Source organism: Bacteroidia bacterium, assembly GCA_026932145.1.
Taxonomy (GTDB): domain Bacteria; phylum Bacteroidota; class Bacteroidia; order J057; family JAIXKT01; genus JAIXKT01.
Genome location: JAIXKT010000054.1, coordinates 122,487 through 143,416 on the forward strand (window position 1 = coordinate 122,487; position 20,930 = coordinate 143,416).

Consider the following 20,930-nt stretch of genomic DNA (forward strand, 5'->3'; position numbering starts at 1 on the left):
ATACGATTTACATGTCATTAGGAGTAAATACAAAAAGAGTTAAGCCAACCGATTCAGAATTATCTGATCGCTTGGTAGCCGTCAATAGAGTTGCTAAAGTTGTTAAAGGAGGTCGTAGATTTGGCTTTAGCGCAATAGTTGTTGTTGGAGACCAAAAAGGTGTAGTTGGGCACGGTTTAGGAAAAGCTAATGAAGTTACTAGTGCTATAGCCAAAGGACTTGATGATGCTAAAAAAAATCTGATTAAAGTAACTCTTAAGAAGATTAAGGATGAAGGATCTACAGCTCAGAAATACACGATTCCACATCCTGTATTAGTAAAGTATAAATCTGCGAAGGTATTATTGCGCCCAGCAGCTTCAGGAACTGGGGTATTAGCCGGCGGATCTATGCGCGCAGTTTTAGAGAGTGCAGGGATTACAGACGTTTTAGGAAAATCGCTCGGTTCTTCCAGCCCGCATAACGTAGTTAAGGCTACCTTAAAAGCACTTGCACTTCTCAAAGACCCATCAGTTATTGCAAAAGTTCGTTCAGTTTCATTATCAAAAGTTTTTAATGGATAAATACGATGCGTACCGTAAAAATAACCCTAAAGAAAAGTTTAATTAAACGAGAAAAATCTCAATGTGCGACTGTATATGCGCTAGGAATGGGCAAAATTAACTCGTCTGTTCAACATACTCTTACACCTCAGATTTTAGGAATGATAAAAAAAGTTAGTCACTTAATTTTGGTAGAGGAGGTATAAACTATGAAATTACATACATTAAAACCGGCTTCCGGATCTATATCTGAACGTAAGCGTATTGGAAGAGGCCCCGGATCTGGGAAAGGCAGAACTGCGACCAGAGGAACAAAAGGCCAACAATCTCGTTCAGGTTATTCCAGAAAAAAAGGATTTGAAGGAGGTCAGATGCCACTTCAAAGAAGATTACCAAAGTTTGGCTTTAAAAATCCTTTTAGAGTTGAATACGAAGTTATTAATCTGGATACTCTTCAAGAACTTTTGGATAGAAAACCGACAGCAGTTGTGGATCACCAATATCTAAAAAGTAATGGAATTATTTCTACAACTAAGACTTTAGTTAAATTATTGGGTAGAGGCGAGATTAAAATACCGGTTACAGTTCACTTAAATAAGTTTAGCGAAACAGCCATCGAAGCTATCAAACAAGCAGGTGGTACTGTTCATCCGATTGAATCATGAAAGGCTTAATTAAGACCCTTAAGAATATTTGGAGTATTCCGGAACTACGTTCTCGGATACTGTTTACGCTGATATTATTAGCCGTTTATCGCTTAGGTTCCTATATTATTCTTCCAGGTATAAACTCCGAAATACTCGAGCAACTATTTTCTCGCTCACAAGGAGGCGGTATATTGGGGATATTGAATACATTTGTAGGAGGCTCATTTTCTCGCGGGTCAATATTTGCCTTGGGGATTATGCCCTATATATCGGCTTCAATTATTATACAGTTGGTAGGAGCTGTGCTACCGCAGATTCAGAAACTTCAAAAGGAGGGAGAGTCTGGTCAGCGAAAGATTAACCAATATACTCGCTTTTTGGCAATATTTATTACATTGGCTCAATCCTCCGGTTATGTTGTAAACTTAAAATCTCAATATGCAGAGGCCATAGTAGAAACGGCGACTTTTACGCTTTCTACTATGGCTGTCTTGACCGCAGGTACAATGTTTTTGGTCTGGTTAGGTGAGCGTATTACCGAAGATGGGATAGGAAACGGAGTTTCGTTGATTATTATGATAGGGATTATATCCGAATTACCGGTAGCCTTGATTAATGAATCCCAGTCAAACGCACCAATGATTTTCTATATTGAGTTGTTATCTTTAGCACTTGTTATTATGGGCGTAATTTTGATTACGCAGGCAACACGAAAAATACCGGTAAATTATGCCCGTAGAATGATGGGAAACCGAATGATGGGAGGCTCAATGAACAACATTACCCGATCCAGTATTCCTTTAAAACTAAATGCTTCTGGTGTAATGCCCATCATTTTTGCCCAATCATTGATGTTTATTCCGGCTACCATTGCGCAGTTTTTTCCGGAATCAGACTTTTGGACATCTACCGGTGCTTGGTTTGCTAATTTTACGAGTATTCCTTACAGTATCTGTTTCGCTGTGTTAATTATTGTCTTTACCTATTTTTATACAGCAATAGCTGTAAATCCAAATGACATTGCAGAATCACTGAAGCGTAATGGGGCATTTGTACCTAATGTAAAGCCAGGTCGCCCAACCTCTGAATATATTGACGAAGTATTAACAAGGATTACTCTGCCTGGTTCTATATTCTTAGCTATGGTGGCATTAATGCCAGCAATTATCACAAGTTTTGGAATTTCAACTCAATTTGCGCACTTCTTTGGTGGAACAAGTTTACTCATCATGATAGGGGTAGTCTTGGATACTTTGCAGCAAGTTGAAAGTCATTTACTAATGCGTCATTATGATGGTCTTATGAAAACAGGACGCATCAAAGGACGTGGAACACCAGTAACCCCAATTGGTTAATACTTTTACACAGATGAGCAGACCCATCCTAAAAACGGAAGATGAAATTGAACTGATTAGACAAAGTTCCTTACTCGTAAGTAAGGCACTTGGGATGCTGAAGCCATATATTCAACCGGGTACTTCTACACGAAAGTTGGATAAGTTGGCAGAAGAGTTTATTCAAGATAATGGTGGGATCCCTGCGTTCAAAAATTATCGTAGCTCAAAAGACCAAGATCCATTTCCCTATACCTTGTGTGTTTCTTGTGATAACGCTGTAGTACACGGACTTCCAAACGATGAACCCCTCAAAGAAGGGATGATTGTATCGGTTGATTGTGGTGTCCTGATGAATGGTTATTATGGGGACTCTGCTTATAGCTTCACAGTTGGTGATACGACCCCAGAAAAAGAACAGTTACTTCGCGTAACCTACGAATCTCTGCAAAAAGGAATAGAAAACGCCGTTTCGGGAAATCGTATCGGCGATATTTCTTATGCCGTTCAGAGTTACGTAGAAAATTATGGGTACGGCGTAGTACGGGACTTAGTAGGACATGGAGTAGGAAAAAAACTTCATGAACCCCCCGAAGTTCCTAACTTTGGGAAGCGTGGAAATGGAATTAAATTGGAGGAAGGTCTCGTAATTGCGATAGAACCTATGATAAATATGGGGCATTATGGCGTGCAATTAGCTAAAGATGGCTGGACAATCTTGACTAAAGATGGCAAACCATCCGCTCATTTTGAGCATACAGTTGTAGTACGAAAGGGGCGTGCAGAATTATTAACTACTTTTGAATACATTTTGAACTAAATATGGCGAAACAACTCTCCATCAAATTAGATGGAATTATTCAAGAGGCGTTACCGAACGCAACTTTTCAAGTAAGGCTTGAGAACGGGCACATTGTACTTGCCCATATCTCAGGTAAAATGCGAATGCATTATATTAAAATTTTACCGGGAGATAAAGTCAGTATTGAAGTATCTCCTTATGATCTCACGAAAGGAAGAATTACTTACAGATTTAAGAGTTAAGATTATGAAAGTTCGTACATCTATTAAAAAACGCAGCGTAGACTGCAAAATTGTCAGACGAAAAGGCAAACTTTACGTTATTAACAAAAAAAATCCAAAATATAAGCAAAGACAAGGTTAAGTTATGGCGAGGATAGCAGGTATTGATTTACCGAAAAACAAGCGGGGAGAAATAGGTCTTACCTATATATACGGTGTAGGAAGATCTTCTGCTCGAAAAATTTTGAGCCACTTAGGGATTTCTTATGACAAAAAAGTTCATGAGTGGACAGACGATGAGACCTCTCAAATACGGAATTATATTAATGACAACATTAAAGTTGAGGGAGAATTACGTGGAGAGATTCAGTTAAACATTAAGCGGTTAATGGACATTGGTTGCTTCCGCGGATTGCGCCACAGAAAAGGGCTACCCGTGCGGGGACAACGCACCCGTACAAACGCACGTACACGTAAAGGCAGGAAAAAGACAGTGGCAGGAAAGAAAAAGGCAGCTAAATAATCATTAGTATCATGGCAAAATCAACAAAAACTAAGAAAAAAATTAAAGTTGAGCCGGAAGGAATGGTTCATATTTCAACTACGTTCAATAATATTATTGTTACGATTACAGATAATGCAGGGAATACAATTTCGTGGAGTTCTGCAGGTAAATCCGGATTTAAAGGTTCCAAGAAAAATACGCCTTATGCCGGTATGACCGCCGCTACCTCTTGCTCTAAAGAAGCATACGAACTTGGATTACGTAAAGTTAGTGTTTTTGTAAAAGGAACGGGTGCCGGTAGAGAATCTGCTATCAGAGCAGTAGCTGCTGCCGGTATTGAGGTAACTTCTATCCAAGATTTTACTCCAATTCCCCATAATGGCTGCCGTCCCCCCAAACGTAGAAGAGTTTAATTTAAAATATACAATTTATGTCGAGATATACAGGCCCTAAATCTAGAATAGCCAGACGCTTCAAAGACCATATTCTTGGATTCTCTAAGGCATTAGAGCGAAAAAATTACCCTCCGGGAGTGCATGGAAAAACCCGAAGAGCTAAAAAATCCGAATATTCCTTGCAGTTGAATGAAAAACAAAAGGCTAAATACATTTATGGAGTTCAGGAACGCCAGTTCAGGAATACCTTTTTTGAAGCTACCCGTAGAAAAGGTGTAACCGGCGAGATTTTAATACAATTATTAGAGTCCCGCTTAGATAACACCGTTTATAGACTTGGCTTTGCAGCTACACGCCGCCAAGCGAGACAACTTGTTTCTCATACACATATTACGGTAAACGATAGAGTTGTTAATATTCCCTCTTATCGCCTGCGCCCAGGAGATGTAATAACTGTTCGGGAAAAAAGTAAGTCATTGGAAGTAGTAACCGGTTCTTTAACAAGTGCTAAGGAAAATCGCTATTCATGGCTTACCTTAGATAAAAGCCTTTGTTCCGGAAAGTTTTTACACTTACCTCTACGATCAGACGTACCAGAGGATATCCGCGAACAACTTATTGTTGAATTATATTCACGTTAAAAAAAACACACATGCCAATATTGCAATTTCAAATACCGGAAAAAGTTGTCATGGAGAAAGACAACACGAACTTTGGCAAATTTCTTCTTAAGCCACTTGAGCCTGGTTACGGGATTACTGTTGGAAATGCGTTTCGTAGAATACTCTTATCCTCGTTAGAGGGATATGCGATTACTGCTATCAAAATTCCATCTATTCTACATGAATTTTCAACTATTCCGGGAGTAATTGAAGACATCGTAGATATTATCTTAAACCTAAAACAAGTGAGGATTCGCTGCTCCGAGTTTGTTGAAAATAAAATTTTCGTTTCCGTTAAGGGAAAATCTACCTTTACAGCAGAAGATATTGTAAAACATACTTCGGTATTTAGTGTAGCAAATCCGGAACTAGTAATAGCCCATTTTAGCCCAGATATTCAATTTGATATTGAATTAACTATCGGAAAAGGGAGAGGATACGTGCCAGCCGAAGAAAATAAAACACCGGATATGGCTATCGGAGATATTGCAATAGATGCGATATTTACACCAATAAAGAACGTTCGCTATTATGTAGAGAATACTCGTGTTGAGCAACGTACTGATTATGAGCAGTTAACAATTGAAATTACTACTGACGGAACTATAGACCCTGAAGACGCACTTAAAGAAGCGGCAGATATTTTAATTCGTCATTTTAGCCTATTTACAGACTCCACTTTCCAATTAAAGCGTGAAGAAATGCCTTTACGCAAAAATGAAATGGATGAAAATTGGCTCAGCATCAGAAAACTCTTAAAAACACCACTGAGCGAATTAGACTTATCCGTTAGAGCTTATAATTGTCTAAAAGCTGCCGAAATCCGAACCCTCGCAGACTTAGTAAGCTACAATATCGCAGATATGCTTAAATTCCGTAACTTTGGGAAAAAATCATTAACAGAATTAGAAGAATTGGTCGCCACTAAAAACTTAACGTTTGGAATGGACGTAGAGAAATACCGCCTTGATGAAGATATTTAAATATGAGACACGGAAGAACAAATAACCATTTAGGGAGAACAGCACCACACCGTGCTGCAATGCTATCAAATATGGCATCTTCGCTCTTACTACACAAACAGATTACTACTACTTTGGCAAAAGCTAAAGCATTACGTAAATACGTAGAGCCATTGATTACAAAGTCAAAAACAGACTCTACCCATTCACGCAGAGTAATATTTTCGTATTTGCAAAATAAAGAAGCCATAAAAGAACTATTTTCTATTATTTCCGATAAAGTTGCTTCCCGCCCGGGAGGTTATACCCGAATCTTAAAAATCGGACAAAGACTTGGCGATAATGCAGAAATGGCTTTAATAGAACTCGTTGATTTTAACGAATTTATTGACCCAACAACTGCTAAGCGTAAATCTACACGAAGAGGCCGCAAAAAAAAGAAAGATAATGCAGCACCAAATGTAGATACGGAAAACAGCACTACTTCTAACTAAAGAATAAAAACAAACCGCAGTTTATTCTACAATAGCCTATTTTTTGTCTTTATTATATTTGGACTAAGCAATGGCTATGCCTATAAAATCCGCGTATATCAAGATTTTTATTTCTTTGATATGCGCGGATTTTTTATTAATACTATTAACGTTAATTTTTCCCCAGCAAGGAGTAGCTCTCACAGAAGAGGGAAAAAAGTGGACATTTGTAAGTTGGGAATCTTGGATAACGCCACTAAATGACCAAAATAATTCCAAGAAATTGACTGACGCTCAAAAAAAGAAAAAGCAGGCTATCCATACATTCGTTCAAACAATTATTGATACTACTGTTGTAGCATCGGATACCATTCCAGATTCTACCCAAATACAGACAAATTACATAGAAAACCCTGAAATAGAGGGAAAATACTCATTGGATGATTTTTTTGAAGCCTTATATCGCTTAAAAAAAGACTCAACAACGGTTCGGATTGCACATTATGGGGATTCTCAAATAGAAGGAGACAGAATAACACAATTTTTACGGGCTAATTTTCAGCACCGCTTTGGCGGCTCTGGACTTGGCTTCATTCCAATTGATGAACCGGCTTCTCATCATGCTTATATCCGTCAGCAGAGTTCTAACTGGCATCGCCATACGGTTTTTCATGACCGAATTAATAATGGATTATATGGACTTGGGGGCACCGTTTTTCGATTTCAGCCTCCATTAAAGCAAGATACTAAAGCACGTTACAAAAGCGATAGCTTATTTGATGCAATTGTGAAAGAAGCACAGGAAAAAACAACTGCGGAAGAAGCTTGGGTGAAATTAACTATCAAAAAAAACATTCATTACGATTCTTTGCAAATACTAACACTAAGGCATTTTGCGCCGGTAGAAATAACGATAAAGCAAAATGAACAGTATTATAGTGAGATTATTCCGCCTAAGTCCGGTATAGAAAAAACATCCTTTTCTATACCGGAAACCGAAAAGCCGTTTAAAATTACCTTTAATAGTACCTCGAGCCCATACGTTGCTGGAGTTTTTCTGGAAGGAAAAAAAGGGGTGCAAGTTGATAACTATTCTTTGCGGGGGCATTCAGGGAATGGCTTATCACTAATAGATTTTACACTACTTCATGAATGGCTTACCGTCCTGAATACCAAGTTAATAATTTTTCAATATGGTGGAAATATAGTTCCCTATGAAGTAGCTAATTTCAAATTCTTAGAAGAAGATATTGTAAAGATGATAGAGCGTTTTAAGAAAGCGCATTCCGGTGTAAGTATATTGATTGTTGGGGTGGGAGATATGGCACGAAAAGTTGGAGATACCTATGAAAGCTATCCTTCTGTTGAAAAAATTCGGGATGCCCAAAGAAGAGCTGCCCAAAGAACAGGTGTTGCTTTCTGGGATTTGTATGAAACTATGGGAGGGAAGAATACAATCGTGGAATGGGTAAATTCCCCCACTCCATTGGCAGCACCAGATTATGCGCATTTATCCTACTATGGGCAAAAAAAAGTAAGTGGTTGGCTATTTAAAGCACTTATGAATGAATATGAACTTTTCTTGAAAAGAAAGAAAATAGAAGAAAGTTCACAAATTAAAAAACCAACACTATAAAAGATACATTTTATAATATTGATTATGAATCTAATAAGATTCTATTGCAAATAATGCTGAACCACTACCACTCATAGATACATATAAAAAGTCCTGTGCTAATAAGGCCTCTTTTGCTTCATGAAGTTTTGGAAAACGTTCAAAAACAGATACTTCAAAATCATTAATAATATTTTGCTGCCAAGTATTAACCGGAAGATTAACGAGTTCTGATAAAGAATGTGTTGTGGTGCAGTTAGTTAAGTCTAAATTTTGATAAGCAGATTTTGTATCCGAATGAAAATGCTGCGGAAAAATAGTTATTTTACCCGGTATCGTAAGTTGGATTGGCTGTAAAGTTGTACCAATTCCGGTGGCCAATACAGGTGTTTGGAATCCAAAAGCGGGAACATCAGCACCAAGACTTGCTAAAAAATGACGCTCAAAGTCCCAAAATTCTTCCGTTTCCTGAATTTGGTATAACTTTTTAAGGGCATCAAACATCGAATACGCATTACTTGAACCTCCTCCTAAGCCTGCACCCAACGGTATTCTTTTAACTAATTGAACATTAACTCCTAAAAAAGGTGTTTTATTCCAAGATTGCATTCCTTCCCAAACACGTTTGATAATGTTATTTCGCTCTAAATCAGCTATTTCAAATGAATTTTTAAACGGTAAATCTTCCGTAATACGAATTTGGCATTCGGGGTTATCGGATAGCTGAACACTTAAAGTGTCATATAAATCCGGTACTTTTAGGAATATTGTTTCTATTTCGTGATAGCCGTCGGGTCGTTTTCCTTTGATGAATAGACCTAAATTAACTTTTGCCGGGCAGCATAGTGAAATACTGTTAGTATTCATATAATCAGCGACTTATCACATAGAGTATAATGTTTGTTCCCATTTGTAAGGCTTTTAGGCGTATATCTTCCGGGTCGTGGTGAACTTCTGGGTCTTCCCAGCCATCTCCTAAATCACATTCATAAGTTAGGATGCACAGCAGACGGTTTTCATGGAATATACCAAAAAATTGCGCAGGTTTGCCGTCATGTTCATGAATTTTGGGCGGGCCTTTAGGAAATAGAAAATGCTGCTTATAGATTGGGTGCGAAAAAGGAATTTCCTTAAAATCGTATTCAGGGAATACTTTTTTCATCTCTCGTTTGGCAAATTGATGTAATCCATAATTATCATCAATGAGTAGAAAGCCACCGGAGAGCAGATATTTTCGTAAGTTAGTAGCCTCTGCTTCATCAAATAATATATTACCATGCCCCGTTGCATAAAGCATCGGATATTGAAAGATGGCAGAATTTCCGGGGTCAACGACTTCTTCTTCTAAGTAAATGGATGCACGGGTGTTTTTAGCAATAAAAGTAAACAGGTTTTTGAGTGAAGATGGGTTGGCATACCAATCGCCGCCGCCGTTATATTTTAATTTTCCTACTTTAAAGCCCGTTAGCTGTTGGGAATAGCTTATCCAAAAACAGGCAGAAAGTAGCACAAGGGTTAGCAGTTTTTTTGTCATAAGTTACAGTGAATCAGCTATTTCAATAAGTTCAGTGGCATATTTACGAAAATTGGCGAGTCTGGGGATTTTGTTTTGGCCGCCTAATTTGTTTCGTCTGCGCATCCATTCGTAAAAAATACCGTTGGGCATCACCCTAACCTGTGGAGGTGTCATGGCTAAGTTGAGGGAGCGTTTCGCATCATAATCTGAGTTTAACTGCCGAAGTGTTGTATCTAATTGATCCACAAATACGTCCATATTATCCGGTAATATTTCAAATTCGATGAGCCATTCGTGGCAGCCGCGCGTTTCTTGTTGCAGATAAATGGGGGCAACCGTGTATTCCAGCACACGTGCACCGGTCTTTTGGCAAGCTACTGCAACCGCTTTTTCGGCATTATCAATCATTAATTCTTCTCCGAAAGCGTTGATAAACAGCTTAGTACGCCCTGAAATCTCGATTTTGTAGGGACTTAGATTAGTAAAACGGATGGTATCTCCAATTTGATAACGCCACAAACCTCCGTTAGTAGATATTACCAAGCTATAATTTTCGTTTAGACGAACGTCAGCTAAGGGAATGGCTTTAGGGTCTGTATTTTCCAATTCTGATGTGGGGATAAATTCGTAAAAAATGCCATAATCCGTTAAAAGTAACATCCCCGGTTCGTCCGGGTTATATTGAAACGCAAAAAAACCTTCTGAGGCATTATAGGTTTCAAAATAAGTCATTGACGGATTGGGGATAAACTGCTGAAAAGGAATACGATAGGGTTCAAAGTTTACAGCTCCATGAAAAAAGACCTCTAAATTTGGCCAAATTTGGTTAAGGTTTTCTAAGTGATTATCAGTAAGTAACTTTTTGATTAAGACGACAATCCAAGTGGGAACTCCGTATATGGAAGTAACGTTTTCCTGCGCAACCTGTTTTAGCGTTAGGTTCAGTTTTTGGTCCCAATCTGCTAATAAAGAAACGGATTTATCGGGAGTACGGAACCAACTGTAAAAGGATGACATATTTTCTATCAAGGCGGCAGATAGGTCTCCCACTCGGATTCCTGCATTTAGCTGGCTGCATTGGTGGCTTCCGCCAATAACCAGCCCCTTTCCGGTAAATAGCTTAGAATTTGGCCGAAAATGAAGGTAGCTTGCAACCATATCTTGCCCGGCAGTGTAATGGCATTCAAATAATGATTCTTCGGTAAGTGGTATGTATTTAGACCGGTCGTTGGTTGTGCCGGATGATTTTGCGAACCAAGCCGGTAATCCCGGCCATAAGCAGTCCGGCTCACCACGCAGCACTCGCTCTATGTATGGAAAAAACGTTTCGTAGGTACATAAAGGTACCCGTCTGGCAAAATCTTCATAGCTCCGAATTTCTTTAAAGTTATATTCTCGGCCATAGGCAGTATGAGATGCCCGCGTAAGCAATTGAATAAAAACATTTTGCTGACAATCTAAGGCAAAATTTAACTGCTTCTCTATACGAGAATAGCGTATTTTCAGCCAACTATCTGCAAGATAATGAATCGCTTGTAGAAGCATTGCCTACAAAGTTACATTACGATTTGTAAATAAAGAAATGATAGGGAAAAATATGTTTCAAAAAAACGAAGCATTTCCTAAGTAAGTGTCTGGTTTTATTTGCAAAAGCTCTTCTTTGACAGATTCAGAAACAGGGAGTTGGCTTAAAAAATCATGTAACTGTTCGTAACTTGGCTTATCATTAGTTCGGGTAAGTTCTTTTAGGAGTTCGTAAGGATTTTGAAATCCTTCTCGCCGTAAGATAGTTTGGATAGCTTCTGAAATAACAAACCAATTTTCGGATAAATCTTTTTGTATTACGGATTGGTTGGGTCTAATTTTGCTTAATCCGATTTTTAAGGAAGAGAAAGCAACTAAGGTGTGCCCGAAGGGTACTCCGAGATTACGTAGCACGGTAGAGTCTGTAAGGTCTCGTTGCAAGCGGGAAACAGGTAATTTGCTGCTTAGAAACTCAAAAATAGCATTTGCAAAGCCAAGATTTCCTTCTGCATTTTCAAAGTCAATGGGATTTACTTTGTGTGGCATCGCACTTGAACCAACTTCACCGGGTAAAATCTTTTGGCTTAGATAGTTCATGGAAATATATTGCCAACAATCTCTGGAAAAATCTATTAGAATATTGTTGATTCGTTTCAGTGAGTCAAAAATAGCAGCAAGTCCGTCGTAAGGTTCTATTTGTGTGGTTGGGTAGGTTCTGGATAAGCCAAGTGTATTTTCTACAAAATTTTGGGCAAATTGATGCCAGTCTATATCTGGAAAAGCTATAAAATGAGCATTTAAACTTCCGGTAGCTCCTCCAAATTTAGCCGGAAATGGTAGTTTTTTTAGAATATCTAATTCACGAGTAACCCGAAAATAGAATACTGCAAATTCTTTTCCCAATGTGGTGGGGGTAGCGGGCTGCCCGTGCGTGTGTGCAAGCATCGGTAAAAAACGAAATTTCTCCATAATATCCTGAATATCTACCAATAAACTTCCCAATAAAGGATAGTAAACCTCTTGTAAACAATATTTTAGGCTTAATGGAATAGCGGTATTGTTGATGTCCTGTGAGGTTAAGCCAAAATGAACAAGCTCTATGATTGCGGTGCAGTCGTATCGGTTATGGCTTCCCCATTCTGTGATTTTCTTTCGTAAAAAATATTCAATAGCTTTAACATCATGGTTTAGCTTTTTCTCGATGTGCTTGACTTCTAATAAATCACTATCTGTGGTTTCTTCTTTTAGTTTATGCAAAACAGCACGAAGTTCTAAGGGGAGTTGTGGGATTTTTGGATGTTGTATTTTTGTAAGTTCTTCTAAATAAAGAAGTTCTATGTTAATACGATAGTGAATAAGGGCAGCTTCGGAAAAATACTTTCTTAGTTGGTTCGTTTTGTGGTAGTATCTGCCATCTAAGGGAGAAATCGCTGAAAGTTCTTGCATAGTATTATAGCTAAATAACAAAACCCCGATTTTATCGGGGTTTTGGGTCTCGATAATTAAATAGGTTAAATAGTTTCCTTAACGTATTTGCCGGGGGCAGGTTCTATTTCTGGATGATTTTCGTTACCTAATTCTTTTCTTGCGGGGATTGTTTTTCCGCCGTAGTTTTTTAGCCATTCAATCCAATGTTTCCACCATGAGCCGGGTACGGATTCTGCGGTTTCAAGCCAAGAATCTGAATTTTGTTGAATGCCGTTAGGGTTCTTCCAGAAGTTTCGTTTGTTTTTAGAAGCTGGATTTACGATTCCTGCAATATGGCCGCTTGCGCCTAAAACAAATTCCATAGGCCCGGAAAATAATTGAGCACCTTTATAAACGGTTCTCCAGGGGGCAATATGGTCTTCTTTGGTGGCTATCATGTAGGTTGGCGTATCTATTTTGCGTAAATTTATTTTGGTATCGCACATAGTTAAGCAATCCGGCTTCACTAAGTTGTTTTCCAAATACATATTTCGCAGGTAATAATTATACATTTTTCCGGGTAAGTTGGTAGGGTCTCCGTTCCAATATAATAAATCAAAAGGTGGTGGATTTTCACCTTTTAAGTAATTGGTAACTACATAGTTCCAAACAAGATCATTGGCTCTAAGAGAGGCAAAAGCAGATGCTAATTCATTTCCGGAAAGCACACCGTTATCGGGTATTTTGTGTTCCCGTTGTTTTACTTGCTGTTCATCTACAAAAACGGATATTTCTCCGGTATCGCTGAAGTCAAGCATTGTAGCTAAAAAGGTTGCAGATTGAATTGGCTTGGCCCGTTTGGTTGCCTGAATAGCCAACGCACACCCTAAGGCTGTGCCACCGATACAAAAACCTAATGCGTTTACTTTACTACTTTTGCAGATACTTTTTGCTACTTCGGTAGCTTTAAGAACCCCTTCGCTAACGTAATCATCCCAAGAAATAGGAGTTTCGTTAGGCTTAGGGTTTTTCCAAGAAACCATAAACACCGTAAATCCTTGCTCCACAATAAACTTAGCAAAAGAATTTTCCGGACTTAAATCCAGAATATAAAACTTATTGATAAACGGAGGAACAATAATTAACGGAGTATCATATACATTTTCAGTAGTTGGCTTGTACTGAATAAGTTGTATCAAATCATTTTCAAAAACAACAGATCCGGGAGTAACGGCGATATTTTCTCCGATTTTGAAATAAGAGTCGTCAGTCATGCTGATACGCCCTTTTTTCATATCTTCCAGCATATTTTGGAAGCCATCAACTAAACTTTTTCCTTTGGTTTGCATAGCTAAGTTCAGCACCTCAGGGTTTGTCATAAAGTAGTTTGTAGGCGAAATTGCATCAATATATTGACGAAAAGCATAATTCAACTGCTGTTTGTACTTTTGAGAAGTCGGAAAAGACTCTAAGATCTCAAGCATCCATTGGGAGGTAAGCAGGTATGATTGCTTGATAAAGTCAAATATGGGGTTTTCTTCCCACTCTGGGGCATTAAAACGCTTATCGCTTTTTTCGGGTGCAATAACCGGAGAAACTGTCGTTCCCATAGCTTTTCCCCAAAAATTGGCCAACAAACTCGTTTGCATTTGCACAAATTTAGTTTGTAGCTCCACCCACTTAGCCGGATCTTTTAAAATAGAAGAAATCAACTCTTGATAAGCTACCGATACCTCTTTTTGGTAGGCAGAACCAAAGTTAAGCGTGAAATATTCTATCCATTGACGATTTTGCTCCGAAAAATTTTCTAAAATCTGAGTATAATCAAAAGGAGTATTTACTTGCTGACTCATAAAATTAAGGCGCAAAATTAGGATTTTTTCACTTGACAAAAACACAAGAACTTGATTAAAAACAAATTTCTATTATAACGAGAGGAAGTTTCTTCTCCAAAGTTTGAAATATATGCCAATAAAAAAATACCGAACTGGAGCTATAAAATAAATTATTGAGATACCTTTCATTAAATTTGAAGATTAGTTTTCACTGAATTTTTATTGGTGAAAAAATCTACTAATTCTATTTTAAACTATTTAATTTCAATAATTTAACTAAAAATGGAAGAAGCATATTCAGGTGATATTAACGAAAATATCGAAAATGATATTTACTCTTTGTGGTTAAACGTATATTCAAAAGATGATTATGACGAATTTAAAATCAGCGACTTAGCCAAACGATTTAACGTTCCTATAAGGAAAATTATTGAGGTGGTTAAAGATGATCTTAAAACGGATTACTTAAAAATACTTTCAACAGATGAACTTAGGAAATTGTATGCTACACTAAAATTGTATGAAGAATCTGCCGGAAATAAACTACAAATGGAAGTAATCAGAAGTATAATAAACGACCGCTAAAAACTTTTCAGAAGACTACTAAATGCAGAGAGGCTGCCCAAATTTGGGCAGCCTCTCTGCATTTAGTAGTTAGGCTAATTAGTTCAGCATTAACTTAGTAACTATTCGTTTATTAGGGGCTACTAACTCCAGAAGATACAAACCACGCGGTAGGCTGTTAAGTGATAGCTGTGTTTTATGGCTTTGGCTTTTAGGTAATTTTTCATAAAACATTTCGCGTCCAGTTAAATCACGAATTATCACAGTTGCTTCTGTTGGGTAGCTCCAGTCTGCCTCGATAACCACAAAGTCTGATGCTGGATTTGGATACAAACGAAGCTTCGCTTCCAAGTTATCAGCAATATTAACCGGCTGGTTAACAACTACTATGGTTTTGGTAATCGTATCAGAACAGGTGTTTTTAGTTACAACTAAGCGGGTGGTATAGGTTCCGGTGAAAATATAAGTATGGGTAGGATTTTGGTTTGTAGAGCCGGGGCGGTTATCGCCAAATGACCACTGCCAAGAATCTGCTAAAGGAATTGAAGCATCAGCAAATTGTGCCGGCATATTCACATAAACAGTATCCGGTGCTGAAATACCTGCATAAATCGGGTCGTTAATGGTAACATTGACAGTATCTAAGCTAATACAACCAAGAGTATTGCTTGCTTGAACAAAATAACGCCCGCTTCTGGTAACTACGAGTTGGTTACCGGTATGCCCGTTTGACCACAAATAGTTTGTAGCTAAGTTACCTGCATCTAAGGTTACGGTAGGTTCACAAACAACAATATCTGGCCCAAGTTCTACCAACGGCACTGAGTTTACGCCCACAAGGATAGTATCAGAAGAGGAACAGCCTAATGGATTGGTAACTGTAACAAAATAGATGCCCGGATTAGTTACGCGAATTGTAGGGCTATTTGCGCCAGTTGACCAGCTATAGGTATTATTACCGGGGAAAGTTGCATTTAAAGTAACATCTATAGAGCTACTGCAACCGACTATATCAGGGCCTAAATTAATGATTGGAGCAGGATAGGTCGTTAGTACGATGGTGTCCCTTTGGGTGCAGCCAGCTGGAGTTATTACTTCAACCGAATAAGTGCCTGAGGCAGTTACTATTTGTGCCTGAGTAGTAACACCGTTACTCCAGATATAAGTAGAATTTTCAACGTTTCCACCGGCATTTAAGAGCATATATCCACCGGCGCAGAATGAAGTGTCGGCACCTAACGGAATAACCGGAATCGGCTCCCATTTAACCAAAACAGTATCTTTGATGATGCAGCCAAAGCTATTTTGGACAGCCAAAATATAGCTTCCTGAATCTGATACCGTAATATTTGGGGTTGTTTGACTTGTTGACCAAAGATAGGTTACTCCGGGGCTTTGTAAGGCATTCAGTGAAACTTGTGTGCCCGGGCACACCGTAGTGTCTTTTCCTGCATCAGCAACGGGTGCTGATACTGTAATCATAACTGTATCAGCAGCTTCAAAACCGTCAGAATCAGTTACTTTTACAGTATATCTGCCACTTATTTTGGGGATAACAGTTGGGGTTGTATCTCCGGTTGACCATTTGTAGCGAGCGAATGTACCCGCATTTAGCGTATAACCGGCGCCTTTACAAATGGTGGTATCAGCACCTAAGTTTACTTTGGGGCGTTCTTTTACTACAAAATCATCAAAGGCAATACCATCATAGTTAATTGAGGCATCTGAAGAAAATGCTATTCTAAACTTAACCGAAGATTGACCAATTAGGCTTGTGAGTTGGTTTCTGGCAAATACCCAGCGTCCACTGGAGCTTCCTGCGGCAATACTACCTGTCCAGCCAACTTTTGGGGAAGTAGTTTGGTTGCCGGGGTTGGAGTTGATACTATTTCCGTTATACCAGTTGCCGGGATCTCCAAATGCTCCTATTAATTTCCATGTAGCGCCATTATTGGTAGTAGCTTGCAAAACGGCTCCGTCCCAACCAAACTCTGCATCCCAGAATACTTTTAGCCCTACTACCGGATCTACTAACGAAGATAAGTCAAAACAAGGGCTAATTACATAGCTTTGCTCACTACCATTGTAACTACCTGTTCCAACACCACCTGTTACCCAGCAGAAATAACCGCTTCCGGCACCCATAATACTCGTTTTTTGTGGAGTTCCATAGGCCCAAGAGCTATTTGTTCCGCCAGACGACCAGCCTCCAAAGCCGATCTCGAAGTCTTCTTTGTAGGGATACGTTTTAACGGTTAGGCCAGATTGAACGGGGTCAGCAATTAAGGTATCATTAAACCGGTCTTGGTCAGAGCCCAACGCTGTAAATATTTTGAAGAAGTAATAATTAGGTGTAGATAAGTTTGCGCAGTTAGCGGTGCTGAATGTATAATCCACAGTTTGGCCGGGGTTTATCGTTAAAGAACCTACGTTTTCTGTAACAAAAGCTCCGCTTCCTATTTGATAGCCTACATTAAAGCCCGAAGCAGGATTTGTTCCTGTATTTAGTATTTTTATTTTTACTTGTTCGCAACTTGTAAGTGCGCAAGGAGAAGATATTGGTGTTAGTAGCTGTAAAACGGCTAAATCATTGGAAAAGATACTTTTTTCATCTGCACCTATATCCGGTGTAGTAGCGTTACGGGTTTGTCCGTCAATATCTGTTGTAATTCCGGCGATGGGAGTACCTGAATTATCTAACTGGGAGCCGTAAAAGTGTAGGTTTCGGTTAGAATAATAATTTGGGTTTCCTATTTTTGAATTTGCATTTTGGCCTGCAAAAGCACCTTGTATTGCCGCTAATGTATTGTAATTCAGGCCGGCAAAACGAGCGAAAGTGCTGCCGGGACTAGCGTAAAAGTTATTGTAGTTCATGGTGGTTATTCCGCTAGTAGCCGAAGCATCAAAAGCAACTCCTCCAAAACCACCATTGTAAACAAAACTATTGTTCACAATATTTAACGTTAAGCAGCCGGAAAGAACGGCTATTCCTCGTCCATTGGAAGAGTTATCCATTAAGACACTGTTAAAATAAATATCTGTACTCCGTACCGAAGACAATGAAATACAAGCAGATAAGGTGTTAGAGCCAGTGAAACCGCCCCCAATCATATTGTTCACAATTTTAGCTCTACCGATAGAACTATTATTTCCTAAACTGATAACAATTCCTTGGTGTGTAACGTCCGTAATTTTATTTCCTTCGATAACAAAATCTTGGTTTACATTACTGAAATCAATGGCTTTACCACTACTGCTGGGTTGAAAGGTACTCAATTTCATTTGGCAGTTCCGTATCACGGGAGCATTTGCATATTGTATTCCCACACAAACAACGTTAGCACTATCTAACACACAGTTTGATATAAGTAATTGATTTGCAGGGTTAGAAGAATTACCATTAAATCTTATATTGTAGTTTCCACCGATAATTCTACTGTTTAGTAGCTGAATATTGTTACCAAAAGTTCCTGTTGAAGTGGCCGAATTACCAGTTCCGCCCCCAAAAACAACAATATTACTGGAGTTTGTGGAATTAGCTGGTGCTCGAAGTGTGCAATTTTTAATGATAATACTATCAGAACTTAATGCAAATTGAAAGTTAAACCCTTGGTTAGAAACGTTTTCTATGGTCATGTTTTCAAATCGTAAGTATTTAGCATTTTCCATCCGAATAATTGCCGGTGTATTTGGGGTAGCGGCATTGACTCCAAAACGAATAATAGATTTATTCCGATGCAAACCTCTAAAGGTAATCGTATTAACTGCTGAAGCACCCGGTAAGGCCGGTATTACAAATTGCTCTGTAAAACTCACTGAATCAACTGAAAACACAACAGGGCCAACGATTCCACAGGCAATCATTTTTTGGACAGCACTGTTAAATGTAGTGAAGTTATTTGGGCCTGAAAGAAGCGGGCTAATGGTATAGTTTCCGCTAAGTCCGGTACAAAATGAAAATGTTAGCGTATCATTGGTTATGTCATTATCGGGATAAACACCGTTTGGTCTGCGTGCCCATACTTTTAAAGTATAATCTCCGCTAAGGGGAATATTAACGGGTGCAGCAAAGGTATGATTTCCGTTACCTAAGGAAACAATTGAGCCATTAAATGTTTCTAATATGGTTGATAAAACCCCGCCGGAACTATTCAATAACTGAAATCCTACATCAGCAGTTGTTATGGTTGAGGCACCTATATTTCCCATTTGAAATACTAATGTGTTATTTCCCACAACAAAAGATGCTGGCGAAGCAATGGCATTGGCACTAACATCTGTACCGGTAATAGGAGAAATCATAACGCCATAATCCTCCGTTTCTCCATAGGAATAGGTACCGCAAGGCTGGATGCTGGTAGGAGTACTCGATTCACTGACAATGACACGTAGCCGAGTAAGTCCCAAAGAGGACGTTGGAGGTATTGTTATCTGAATGGTGTGTGCAGTGCCATTGTGAGGAGTTGTGGTAGGGCCTGCATTCATAATGCGCTCACCGGCATCGTTGAAATCACCATCACGATTCCAGTCAATAAAGGCTGCCGCAGAGCGCTGATAAAACCCTCCACAGGATCCTGAGCCTACTTTTAATTTATAAGTTAGCCCTTGCTTTACAAAACAAACAAGATTAGTAAAGTCTGTGTATTTGGCACAAACCCCTGGCGTTCGGCTGGCAATATTCGCAAAAACAACACTATCTACCTCTGTATCAAAAGATGATGACGCTGTTGAATTACAATAAATTGGTGCTACATCAATGTAATTTACTTTAATGAGAGAATCACAGCCGGCTGAATTACACACAACTAATTTCACTGTCTTTAAGCCGGAAGTACCGTAAGAGTAAGTCGGATTCTGGGTAGTTCTATCAACAGTTCCGTTGTTATCCATATCCCAAGACCATTGGGTTGGCCCTCCGGTAGATGAATCCGTAAACGTTACAGTTTGCCCAATGAGTACACTGGTAGGTACAGCTTTAAAGTAAGGTGTGGGAGGAGAAGGCGGGTTAATAATATTGATGGAAGCTGTAGCCGTATCATTTTCTCCGCAGTTACTGGCTATAAAGCGTATGACATAGTTTCCGGGAGCTGAAAAAATATTTGTTGCATCCGCTGTGGTAGCATCAATAGTACCATCACTGGTAAAATCCCAGTAATAGGTTGTGCCCCCAAAAACTCCTGTTGAAGTATTAGTAAAACTTACTGGAGAGCCTACAAAACCAGTGGTAGGTCCTGTGAAAGAGGCGTTTGGGGCGATAGATCCGGTTTGCCGGAAGAATCGGATATTTGGGCGATTTGTAGATGCAGTACGGGGGTAGTTACCGGTACAAATATCCAGAGCGTCATCTGCGGTGTAGCGTGTGGGGGTGCCAGCTAAACCAGTTGTCCATTCCGTAGAAGCATTGAACGTACCGATACCCGGAACATTGAAACAAACTTCTACAACGATATTAGAGATTCCGTCCCAGCAAATTGGATTAGAGAGGGTGTACATATTCCAACCCATAATGGGAGTAATATTTACCGGACCATAAGCAGTGGTTAAGCCGGTAAAAAGAGCTGCGGGAACGTCATTTTGGCTGGTTGTGCCGGTTTTGATGCTAAAGGCATTTAGAGTCCCTACGTTATTAAGAGCCGTAACATTAAAGCCCAATTGGGTAAGCTGGCCGGCACTCATACCGGCGGCCAGAAGTTCTGGTGCACGATACACAAATTGGTGGCGTGCGCCAAAAAAACTATTTCCGTACGGAGCCGGATAAGTGGCGTTATTATTGGAGGCCGTGCCGGTACCAATCACAAAAAATTGTGCCTCTACGGTAAACCTCCCCACAAACCCCAAGAGCACAGTCAAAAATAATGCGCTGATAAATTTTATTTGTCGTTGCATAGCAGAATATACTAAAACACTAAAAAAGTCGGGAAAATTA

General features: G+C 39.2%; 20 protein-coding genes. 14 read left to right on the forward strand and 6 right to left on the reverse strand.

Features of this window, described 5'->3' with window-relative positions:
* Window positions 1–11 precede the first annotated feature (11 nt).
* From rpsE to LC115_12415, 13 genes are all read left to right on the forward strand, one after another.
* Window positions 12–563, forward strand: coding sequence for a 30S ribosomal protein S5 (gene rpsE / locus LC115_12355; GenBank protein MCZ2357457.1), 552 nt, complete (start codon window positions 12–14; stop codon window positions 561–563).
* A gap of 5 nt (window positions 564–568) precedes the next feature.
* Entirely contained in the window at window positions 569–748 is a 180-nt protein-coding gene (gene rpmD, locus LC115_12360; GenBank protein ID MCZ2357458.1) for a 50S ribosomal protein L30, read from the forward strand.
* A 3-nt stretch (window positions 749–751) separates the two neighbouring features.
* Window positions 752–1,207, forward strand: a complete 456-nt coding sequence (gene rplO / locus LC115_12365; protein MCZ2357459.1) for a 50S ribosomal protein L15 — start codon at window positions 752–754, stop codon at window positions 1,205–1,207.
* Window positions 1,204–2,544: a preprotein translocase subunit SecY gene (secY, locus tag LC115_12370; protein ID MCZ2357460.1), complete on the forward strand. Its 1,341-nt coding sequence runs from the start codon at window positions 1,204–1,206 to the stop codon at window positions 2,542–2,544. The genes rplO and secY overlap by 4 nt, the downstream gene beginning before the upstream one ends.
* A gap of 13 nt (window positions 2,545–2,557) precedes the next feature.
* Window positions 2,558–3,343 (forward strand): type I methionyl aminopeptidase, encoded by a 786-nt coding sequence (gene map, locus LC115_12375; GenBank protein ID MCZ2357461.1) that lies wholly within the window; start codon window positions 2,558–2,560, stop codon window positions 3,341–3,343.
* A gap of 2 nt (window positions 3,344–3,345) precedes the next feature.
* Entirely contained in the window at window positions 3,346–3,567 is a 222-nt protein-coding gene (gene infA, locus LC115_12380; protein MCZ2357462.1) for a translation initiation factor IF-1, read from the forward strand.
* A 4-nt stretch (window positions 3,568–3,571) separates the two neighbouring features.
* A complete protein-coding gene (rpmJ, locus tag LC115_12385; GenBank protein ID MCZ2357463.1) occupies window positions 3,572–3,688 on the forward strand; it encodes a 50S ribosomal protein L36 in 117 nt (38 codons plus the stop codon).
* Window positions 3,689–3,691: 3 nt separating this feature from the next.
* The gene (rpsM, locus tag LC115_12390; protein ID MCZ2357464.1) at window positions 3,692–4,069 is read left to right on the forward strand and encodes a 30S ribosomal protein S13; all 378 of its coding nucleotides are present in this window, start codon (window positions 3,692–3,694) and stop codon (window positions 4,067–4,069) included.
* Between the two features lie 11 nt (window positions 4,070–4,080).
* Window positions 4,081–4,464, forward strand: coding sequence for a 30S ribosomal protein S11 (rpsK, locus tag LC115_12395; GenBank protein MCZ2357465.1), 384 nt, complete (start codon window positions 4,081–4,083; stop codon window positions 4,462–4,464).
* Between the two features lie 17 nt (window positions 4,465–4,481).
* Window positions 4,482–5,087, forward strand: coding sequence for a 30S ribosomal protein S4 (gene rpsD, locus LC115_12400; protein ID MCZ2357466.1), 606 nt, complete (start codon window positions 4,482–4,484; stop codon window positions 5,085–5,087).
* 11 nt (window positions 5,088–5,098) lie between these two features.
* On the forward strand, window positions 5,099–6,091 hold the full coding sequence (locus tag LC115_12405; protein ID MCZ2357467.1) for a DNA-directed RNA polymerase subunit alpha: 993 nt from the start codon (window positions 5,099–5,101) through the stop codon (window positions 6,089–6,091).
* Window positions 6,092–6,093: 2 nt separating this feature from the next.
* Window positions 6,094–6,564 (forward strand): 50S ribosomal protein L17, encoded by a 471-nt coding sequence (gene rplQ / locus LC115_12410; GenBank protein MCZ2357468.1) that lies wholly within the window; start codon window positions 6,094–6,096, stop codon window positions 6,562–6,564.
* 76 nt (window positions 6,565–6,640) lie between these two features.
* Window positions 6,641–8,179, forward strand: a complete 1,539-nt coding sequence (locus LC115_12415) for a GDSL-type esterase/lipase family protein (protein ID MCZ2357469.1) — start codon at window positions 6,641–6,643, stop codon at window positions 8,177–8,179.
* 30 nt (window positions 8,180–8,209) lie between these two features.
* On the opposite strand, the gene LC115_12420 is transcribed toward LC115_12415, so the two are convergent.
* The 5 genes from LC115_12420 to phaC all read right to left on the reverse strand — a co-directional run bounded on the left by LC115_12420 (window position 8,210) and on the right by phaC (window position 14,458).
* A complete protein-coding gene (locus tag LC115_12420; GenBank protein MCZ2357470.1) occupies window positions 8,210–9,025 on the reverse strand; it encodes a hypothetical protein in 816 nt (271 codons plus the stop codon).
* 4 nt (window positions 9,026–9,029) lie between these two features.
* Window positions 9,030–9,692 carry a DUF4159 domain-containing protein gene (locus LC115_12425; GenBank protein MCZ2357471.1) on the reverse strand — a complete coding sequence of 221 codons (663 nt, stop codon included), beginning with the start codon at window positions 9,690–9,692 and terminating at the stop codon, window positions 9,030–9,032.
* A gap of 3 nt (window positions 9,693–9,695) precedes the next feature.
* Window positions 9,696–11,219 carry a GH3 auxin-responsive promoter family protein gene (locus tag LC115_12430; protein MCZ2357472.1) on the reverse strand — a complete coding sequence of 508 codons (1,524 nt, stop codon included), beginning with the start codon at window positions 11,217–11,219 and terminating at the stop codon, window positions 9,696–9,698.
* Window positions 11,220–11,276: 57 nt separating this feature from the next.
* Complete coding sequence (gene purB, locus LC115_12435) at window positions 11,277–12,644, reverse strand: adenylosuccinate lyase (GenBank protein ID MCZ2357473.1); 1,368 nt, start codon at window positions 12,642–12,644, stop codon at window positions 11,277–11,279.
* Window positions 12,645–12,709: 65 nt separating this feature from the next.
* Window positions 12,710–14,458, reverse strand: a complete 1,749-nt coding sequence (phaC, locus tag LC115_12440) for a class I poly(R)-hydroxyalkanoic acid synthase (protein MCZ2357474.1) — start codon at window positions 14,456–14,458, stop codon at window positions 12,710–12,712.
* 264 nt (window positions 14,459–14,722) lie between these two features.
* Here phaC and LC115_12445 point away from each other — a divergent pair, with 264 nt between their 5' ends.
* Window positions 14,723–15,025, forward strand: coding sequence for a hypothetical protein (locus LC115_12445; protein ID MCZ2357475.1), 303 nt, complete (start codon window positions 14,723–14,725; stop codon window positions 15,023–15,025).
* 78 nt (window positions 15,026–15,103) lie between these two features.
* Here the strand turns inward: LC115_12445 and LC115_12450 are convergent, their stop codons facing one another.
* Window positions 15,104–20,890, reverse strand: coding sequence for a PKD domain-containing protein (locus LC115_12450; GenBank protein ID MCZ2357476.1), 5,787 nt, complete (start codon window positions 20,888–20,890; stop codon window positions 15,104–15,106).
* Between the last annotated feature and the right edge of the window lie 40 nt (window positions 20,891–20,930).

Coding starts and splice junctions, on each gene's coding strand:
- rpsD (MCZ2357466.1), top strand. CDS start 4,482: ATGTCGAGATATACAGGCCCTAAATCTAGAATAGCCAGACGCTTCAAA.
- LC115_12415 (MCZ2357469.1), top strand. CDS start 6,641: ATGCCTATAAAATCCGCGTATATCAAGATTTTTATTTCTTTGATATGC.
- LC115_12405 (MCZ2357467.1), top strand. CDS start 5,099: ATGCCAATATTGCAATTTCAAATACCGGAAAAAGTTGTCATGGAGAAA.
- phaC (MCZ2357474.1), bottom strand. CDS start 14,458: ATGAGTCAGCAAGTAAATACTCCTTTTGATTATACTCAGATTTTAGAA.
- LC115_12420 (MCZ2357470.1), bottom strand. CDS start 9,025: ATGAATACTAACAGTATTTCACTATGCTGCCCGGCAAAAGTTAATTTA.
- rpsE (MCZ2357457.1), top strand. CDS start 12: ATGTCATTAGGAGTAAATACAAAAAGAGTTAAGCCAACCGATTCAGAA.
- rpsM (MCZ2357464.1), top strand. CDS start 3,692: ATGGCGAGGATAGCAGGTATTGATTTACCGAAAAACAAGCGGGGAGAA.
- LC115_12445 (MCZ2357475.1), top strand. CDS start 14,723: ATGGAAGAAGCATATTCAGGTGATATTAACGAAAATATCGAAAATGAT.
- LC115_12450 (MCZ2357476.1), bottom strand. CDS start 20,890: ATGCAACGACAAATAAAATTTATCAGCGCATTATTTTTGACTGTGCTC.
- LC115_12430 (MCZ2357472.1), bottom strand. CDS start 11,219: ATGCTTCTACAAGCGATTCATTATCTTGCAGATAGTTGGCTGAAAATA.
- rpmJ (MCZ2357463.1), top strand. CDS start 3,572: ATGAAAGTTCGTACATCTATTAAAAAACGCAGCGTAGACTGCAAAATT.
- rpmD (MCZ2357458.1), top strand. CDS start 569: ATGCGTACCGTAAAAATAACCCTAAAGAAAAGTTTAATTAAACGAGAA.
- rpsK (MCZ2357465.1), top strand. CDS start 4,081: ATGGCAAAATCAACAAAAACTAAGAAAAAAATTAAAGTTGAGCCGGAA.
- rplO (MCZ2357459.1), top strand. CDS start 752: ATGAAATTACATACATTAAAACCGGCTTCCGGATCTATATCTGAACGT.
- rplQ (MCZ2357468.1), top strand. CDS start 6,094: ATGAGACACGGAAGAACAAATAACCATTTAGGGAGAACAGCACCACAC.
- secY (MCZ2357460.1), top strand. CDS start 1,204: ATGAAAGGCTTAATTAAGACCCTTAAGAATATTTGGAGTATTCCGGAA.
- infA (MCZ2357462.1), top strand. CDS start 3,346: ATGGCGAAACAACTCTCCATCAAATTAGATGGAATTATTCAAGAGGCG.
- purB (MCZ2357473.1), bottom strand. CDS start 12,644: ATGCAAGAACTTTCAGCGATTTCTCCCTTAGATGGCAGATACTACCAC.
- map (MCZ2357461.1), top strand. CDS start 2,558: ATGAGCAGACCCATCCTAAAAACGGAAGATGAAATTGAACTGATTAGA.
- LC115_12425 (MCZ2357471.1), bottom strand. CDS start 9,692: ATGACAAAAAAACTGCTAACCCTTGTGCTACTTTCTGCCTGTTTTTGG.